Raw genomic sequence first — 5,995 nt, 5'->3', positions numbered from 1 at the left:
CGGTGGGCCGGGCAGCGGCACCAGCTCCGCCGCGGGCCCGGGGCGGACGGTGCCGGCCGGCAGCCGGTCGCCCTCCGCCAGCGGCGCCGGGCCGAGGCCGGAGAGCAGGTCGGCCGAGCGGCTGCCCAGCACCGGCGGCACCGCGGTGCCGCCGGCCACCGCGAGGTAGCTGCGCACCCCCGAGGTCGCGGCACCCACCTCCAGCAGTGCGCCGGCCGGCACCCGGACCGCCGCCCCCCACGCGGCCGGCCGCCCGTCCACCCGGACGGGCGCGGGCGCGCCGGTCACCGCGACCAGCAGCGGCGCCGACGCCCGCAGCGCCGTCCCGCCGAGGGTGGTCTCCAGCCCGGCCGCCTCCGGCGGGTTGCCGAGCAGCCGGTTCGCGGCCCGCAGGGCCGGCTCGTCCAGGGCGCCCGCGCGGGGCACACCGAGGTGGGCGACGCCGCGCCGCCCGAGGTCCTGCACGGTCGTCAGCGGGCCCGGCCGCACCACCAGCAGCTCAGCCACCGGCCACCGCCTCGAACCGGACCCGGGTGCCCGGCGTCAGCAGCGCGGCCGGCTCGCGCGCGGTGTCCCACAGCCGCAGCGCGGTGCGCCCGATCAACTGCCAGCCCCCGGGCGAGGAGCGCGGGTAGACACCGGTGTACGGGCCGGCGAGGGCCACCGAGCCGGCCGGGACGGTGCTGCGCGGGGTGGTCCGGCGCGGCACGCGGTACCGCTCGGGCAGCCCGGTGAGGTAGCCGAAGCCGGGGGCGAAGCCGCAGAACGCCACCCGGTACTCGGCCCCGGTGTGGATCCGCACCGCGGCCTCCGGGGACACCCCCCAGAGGCCGGCGACCTCGGCCAGGTCCGCGCCGTCGTACACCGTCGGCACGGTCACCGACGGGCCCTCGGCGGGCGGGTGCTCGGGCAGCTCCCAGCCGGCCAGCGCCCGGGCGAGCGCGGTGCGGTCGGCGACGCCGTCCAGCAGCACGGTGCAGGCGGCCGGCACGATCTCGGCGACCTCGGGCAACTCGTCGCGGCGGGCCAGCAGTTCGGCGTAGAGGGCGGCGACCTGCTCGGCGCTGCCCGCGGTGACGAGCAGGGCGTCCTCGCCGACCGGGCGCACCACCGGGCCGCCCGCCGCCCCGGGCTCCTCGGACGGCCCGCCGGCCTCGGACCGCTGACCGGCCATCAGGTGAACGCCTCCACCCGGACTCCGGCCGAGGCGAGCGCCCCGCGCACCCGCCAGGCCAGCTGGGCGGCGCCGGGGGTGTCCCCGTGGACGCAGAGCGAGCGGGCGCTGACGGCCACCGCCTCGCCGCCGGCGGCCGCGACCGTGCCGTCCCGGGCCAGCCGCACGGCGCGGGTGATCACCGTCTCCGGGTCGTGCACCACGGCGCCGGGCTCCCGCCGGGGCACCAGCGTCCCCGCCCGGGTGTAGGCCCGGTCGGCGAAGGCCTCGGCGACGACCGGCAGACCCACCCCCTCGGCGACGGCGAGCAGCTTGGAGCCCGGCAGGCCCAGGACCGGCAGCGGGCCGTCGCAGACCGCACCCGCCCGCAGCACTCCGGAGACCACGGCCTCGGCCTGCTCGTCGTCGGCCACCACCCGGTTGTAGAGCGCGCCGTGCGGCTTCACGTACGACACCCGCGAGCCGGCCGCCCGGGCGAAGACCTGCAGGGCGCCGATCTGGTAGGCGATCTCGTCGGCGAGTTCGTCCGGTGGCACGTCCATCGCCCGCCGCCCGAAGCCGGCGAGGTCCCGGTACGAGACCTGGGCGCCGATCCGGACACCGCGTTCCGCGGCCAGTGCGCAGACCCGGCGCATGGTCGACGGGTCACCCGCGTGGAAGCCGCACGCCACGTTGGCGCTGGTCACCACGGACAGCAGGGCCTCGTCGTCGGTCAGTGTCCAGCGTCCGAACCCCTCGCCGAGGTCCGCATTGAGATCGATCACCGGGTCCGTCACGCGTCCGTCCGCCTTCCAGCAGCTCCTGCTGGTGATCGTAGGGCCTGATCGTTTGCCGGGGTGCCGGGCCCGTCACCCCGGGTGCAGGGTTTTGCCGAACGTCCGTCACCCGTTCGCCTCCGGCGGCCCGTCGAACGGCCCGACGGGCCCGGCAGGCGGGGGAGTTGGGGAGCTCGGCACAGCCCGCGGCGCAGCGCGGTCAGAGTAGGACGATCGCCAGGACGAACAGGGGCACGACGGAGACGATCCACACGGCGGTGCCCGCGGCACAGGCCCGCACGATCCACAGTCCCACCCGGACGGGGCCGAGCGGGCCGCCGTCGCGGATCCGCCGCCGGGTCAGCACGCAGTTCGCCGCGGGCCCGAGGCAGAGCGACAGCCACCACATCAGGACACCGACCGGCGAGTGCGTGAACGCCCCCACCGTCCCGGGCGCGGCAGACCAGAGCACGTACAGGGCGACCTGGACCGCGAGTCCGGCGCCGAGCACCCCGAGCGCCCGCGACGTCGGCGCACCGGTCGGAACCGTGCGTTCCGGGACCGTCCGGAGGTACGCGGGGAGGGCCGGAATCAGCGGCTCGGGCGGGGGCGTCACCGGGCCGGCCTCAGCGCCCGGGCGGCCTCCTCCGCCACCGCGGCCGACCGCACGACGAACTGCCGCCGGCGGACGCCCAGCACCCGCAGGGCCGGTCCGTGGTCCAGCGCGACGAACCCGGCCGCGGCGGTCGCGAGCAGCCGCCAGAAGGCGACGGCGGGGGAGCGCAGCGCGGCGGGCAGCAGCCCGATCGACTCCCGCAGCCGCAGGCAGTGGAAGGGGATGTGGCGCAGCTCGTCCGCGGCGATCCGGCCGGCGACCTCGGCGACCAGCCCGTCCGCGGCCCCGTCCCGCACGGACCGGTAGTACGGCACGGCCACCACCTCGGCGACCAGCAGCACCATCAGCTCCAGCCGCAGGCCGAGCAGCCGCCGGAGGCGGACGAAGAGCGCGTCGCTCCAGTGCGAGCCGAGCAGCGGCGCCCCGGCGGCCTCCAGCAGAGCGGCCAGCAGCCGGGCGTGGTTCTGCTCCTCGGCGACGAACAGCCGGACGGCGGCCGCGTAGTCGGCATCGCCCGCGGCGTCGGCCTTGCCGATCAGGTTCGTCCCGTCGCCGTCCTCGCCGACCTGGAACTTCTGCAGGCTGCGCAGCAGGGCGGCGGACGCCCGGGCGCCCCGGGACCAGTCCGGGTCGCCGAGTTCCGCGCGCCGGACCGCCTCGGCGGTGAAGTGCGCCACCCAGCGGGCGTGGTCGAGGCGGTCGAGGCCGGCCGGTGCGCCGGTGGCGGTGGTGACGGTGGTGGTGGCGGCGGTGGTGGTGGCGGCGGAGGTGTCGGCGGCGGTCATCGGACGGCCACCGGGGCGGTGAAGCCGTTCGGCACGGTGACGGCCCGGGACCACTCCAGCCGGCGGATCACCCGCAGCACGATCAGCAGCGGGACGGCGCCCACCACGCCGAACGACATGTCGATGAATCGCCAGTACAGCGGGATGCCGCGGAGCGGGCCGCAGATCAGCGCCAGCGGCAGGACCCCGGCGCACGCCAGCAGCGCCCAGCGGATCACCCAGACGTTGCGCACGGGGTCGCGCAGCGGACCCCAGAACGCGGTGGCGATCACCAGGTGCGCGAAGGCCAGCCAGTCGGTGCCGTAGGCGAGGAAGGGGTAGCGCGCGTTGGTGTCGGCGATGCCGTCGCGGACCCGGGCCACCCGCTCGGCGAGGGCCGGCCAGTGCCCGCCGAGGCCGCTGCCGTCGACCGCGGAGGCCAGCCAGCGGGTCTCGGACTCCAGCGGGAAGGCGGTCAGGCCGCTCAGGACGAGGCAGACGATGAAGATCCACAGCCAGGTGCGGATGCGCCGCAGTGCGGCGTCCCGGTCCACCGCCGGGTCGGTGTCCTTGGTCATGGCCCGACTCTAGACCCAGGAATTGAACACGTTCAAGTAGGAAAATGAACATGTTCAACAGATGGGCGGGCGGCACCCGGGGCCGCCGGAACCGGGGCAAGCAGGCTCGTTTCGGATGTTGTCGGTGCGAACCTCTAACCTTGTCCACCGTGACCGCCATCGCAGACCAGTCCGCCGAGTACGAGCTCCGGCCGCCCGCCGCAGCCGCCCGGCCCGCACCCGGCCCGGCCGCCGACGAGGGCCTGGCCCGCCGGCTCAAGGCGCTGGCCTGCACCGCACCGCTGCACGACCTCGACGCGCGCAAGGTCAACCTGGCCGGCGAGTACAGCTCGTACACGATGGCCGAGGTCGGCCTCGCGGTGATCGACCTCGTCACGCTCAACATGGACTTCGACACCGGCGCCGACCGCGACATAGTGCTCGGCCGCCTGCAGCCCCGGATCGCCGCGCAGAACCCGACCCGCAGCACCGCCGAGCACGAGCGGGTCGGCCGCTGGGTGCTGGAGTCGCTGATCAACGTCGGCAGCGTCGACCGCGGCTTCCGCGCCGTCTACGGCACCTTCGGCCCGGACGGCGCCTACGTCCGCCGCGACTACGACTTCAAGCTCGTCGAGGAGGTGCCGGGGCCCGACGGCGGCGTCTACCTGCGCACCACCGACGAGGCCGTCAACGTCCTCGTCGGCGCCCTCGACACCGACGTCACCTCCGCCCAGATCGCCGCCGAGGTCAAGCTGGAGGTGCTGATCCGCCGCGGCCGCCTCGCCGACGCCCAGCTCGCCGCCGAACAGGCCCGCTACCGCACCGTCCAGTACGCCGAGACGCTGCGCCGCGCCCTGGAGGCCACCCGCCGCAACGTCCGCGCCGTCGACTGGATGGAGACCGTCCCCGACCTCATCGACGAGGCCCTGGACCACATCGCCGACCGGTACCGGCACGAGAACGCGATCCTCACCAACATCCGCAAGGCCCGCGACGAGAGCATCGACCCCGAGCACAAGCGGCGCGCCGCCGAACTCGTCGACATCGTCAAGGACTGCATCCGCCGCCACACCCAGCTGCAGACCCGCCTGCTGGAGGCCGGGCCGCTCTTCCGCGCCGAACAGGACCGCCAGGCCTTCGCCGCCCCCAGCGCCCGCAGCGGCATCGACCTGTACGGACACCTGCTCGCCCCGCTGCTGGAGCTGCCCGTCGAACAGGCCGTCCGGCCCACCGACGCCTTCTTCGCCCGCGGCACCGGCCTGCGGACACCCGTCTCCGTCCGGGTCGCCGACCTCGTCGACCTGCTGCTCACCCCGCCCGTCGAACGCGAGCACCTCGGCGCGGAGCTCCCGGAGCCGGACCTCGTCGCCACCCCCGACGACAGCCGCTTCAGCGAGGCCCAGCTCGAAGCCGCACTCGACCTCCTCGACCTGCCCGCGGACGCGCCCCGACGGCTCTCCGGCCTGCTCGCCGACGCCCGCCGCCAGGACCCGGACCTGCCCTACCTGGTCGCCCTGCTCGCCGTCCACGCCGCCAGCCCGCCGGTCGGCACCGCCTACCGCCAGGGCGAGGAGCGCCTGCTCTTCGCCGTCGACGACGGCACCCACCTCGACGACCCCGAATTCGGCGGCGCCGACCTCATCGTCGGCAGCGCCCTCCTCGACGCCGCCGGCATGGCCGCCGACCGCAAGGAGGCCGGCTGATGCCACGGCCGACACGAGCGGCACACCCCCAGGGGCGCGGGGAACCGCGCAACCCGGGAGTGGCCGACCGCACGGGCACGGCCGGCTTCCAGGGGCGCGGGGAACCGCGCGAAGCGGAAGGCCACCGTCCCGCACCCGCCCCACCAGGGGCTCACCCCACCCCCCGAGTGCGCCTCCCCCCCCCCGCCCCGCGCCCCCCCCCCCCCCCCCCTGCCCCCCCCCCCCCCCCCCCCCCCCCGGCCCCCCCGCCCCCCCCCCGTGCGCAGCCCGATCCGGTTGGACGCCGCGGCCACCCGGTACCCGGTGCCCGGCGGCGGCCCGGCGAACCAGTCGGCGTGCGGACCGGGCAGCAGACCGAGCACCAGCTCCCGCGGTGGGCCGGGCAGCGGCACCAGCTCCGCCGCGGGCCCGGGGCGGACGGTGCCG

The 5,995-nt window shown here is 76.5% G+C and carries 7 protein-coding genes; 1 reads left to right on the top strand and 6 read right to left on the bottom strand.

Translation table 11 applies throughout. The annotated features are described in order from the left end of the window. The 6 genes from ABD353_RS38995 to ABD353_RS38970 form a co-directional block, all read right to left on the bottom strand. Positions 1–507: 5-oxoprolinase subunit C family protein (locus ABD353_RS38995; protein ID WP_425555346.1), on the bottom strand; the 507-nt coding region annotated here is incomplete at its 3' end. Next, positions 500–1,174 carry a 5-oxoprolinase subunit PxpB gene (pxpB, locus tag ABD353_RS38990; RefSeq protein WP_344628471.1) on the bottom strand — a complete coding sequence of 225 codons (675 nt, stop codon included), beginning with the start codon at positions 1,172–1,174 and terminating at the stop codon, positions 500–502. The genes ABD353_RS38995 and pxpB, both read right to left, overlap by 8 nt. Next, on the bottom strand, positions 1,174–1,950 hold the full coding sequence (locus ABD353_RS38985) for a LamB/YcsF family protein (protein ID WP_344628470.1): 777 nt from the start codon (positions 1,948–1,950) through the stop codon (positions 1,174–1,176). The genes pxpB and ABD353_RS38985 overlap by 1 nt, the downstream gene beginning before the upstream one ends. Positions 1,951–2,149: 199 nt before the next feature. Further along, complete coding sequence (locus ABD353_RS38980) at positions 2,150–2,545, bottom strand: hypothetical protein (protein ID WP_344628469.1); 396 nt, start codon at positions 2,543–2,545, stop codon at positions 2,150–2,152. Continuing rightward, the gene (locus ABD353_RS38975; protein WP_344628468.1) at positions 2,542–3,330 is read right to left on the bottom strand and encodes a ferritin-like domain-containing protein; all 789 of its coding nucleotides are present in this window, start codon (positions 3,328–3,330) and stop codon (positions 2,542–2,544) included. The genes ABD353_RS38980 and ABD353_RS38975 overlap by 4 nt, the downstream gene beginning before the upstream one ends. After that, positions 3,327–3,887 carry a hypothetical protein gene (locus ABD353_RS38970; RefSeq protein ID WP_344628467.1) on the bottom strand — a complete coding sequence of 187 codons (561 nt, stop codon included), beginning with the start codon at positions 3,885–3,887 and terminating at the stop codon, positions 3,327–3,329. The genes ABD353_RS38975 and ABD353_RS38970 overlap by 4 nt, the downstream gene beginning before the upstream one ends. 149 nt (positions 3,888–4,036) lie before the next feature. Here ABD353_RS38970 and ABD353_RS38965 point away from each other — a divergent pair, with 149 nt between their 5' ends. After that, positions 4,037–5,569, top strand: coding sequence for a hypothetical protein (locus tag ABD353_RS38965; RefSeq protein ID WP_344628466.1), 1,533 nt, complete (start codon positions 4,037–4,039; stop codon positions 5,567–5,569). The last annotated feature ends 426 nt before the right edge of the window (positions 5,570–5,995 follow it).

This window comes from Kitasatospora arboriphila, from assembly GCF_039528095.1.
Lineage (GTDB): Bacteria > Actinomycetota > Actinomycetes > Streptomycetales > Streptomycetaceae > Kitasatospora > Kitasatospora arboriphila.
Note: the sequence above shows the minus strand (reverse complement) of the source record. Positions and strands in the feature narration are given on the sequence as shown.

What these genes read in the sequence shown, in the direction of transcription:
- pxpB (WP_344628471.1), bottom strand. Translation starts at nt 1,174, where the DNA reads ATGGCCGGTCAGCGGTCCGAGGCCGGCGGGCCGTCCGAGGAGCCCGGG.
- ABD353_RS38975 (WP_344628468.1), bottom strand. Translation starts at nt 3,330, where the DNA reads ATGACCGCCGCCGACACCTCCGCCGCCACCACCACCGCCGCCACCACC.
- ABD353_RS38970 (WP_344628467.1), bottom strand. Translation starts at nt 3,887, where the DNA reads ATGACCAAGGACACCGACCCGGCGGTGGACCGGGACGCCGCACTGCGG.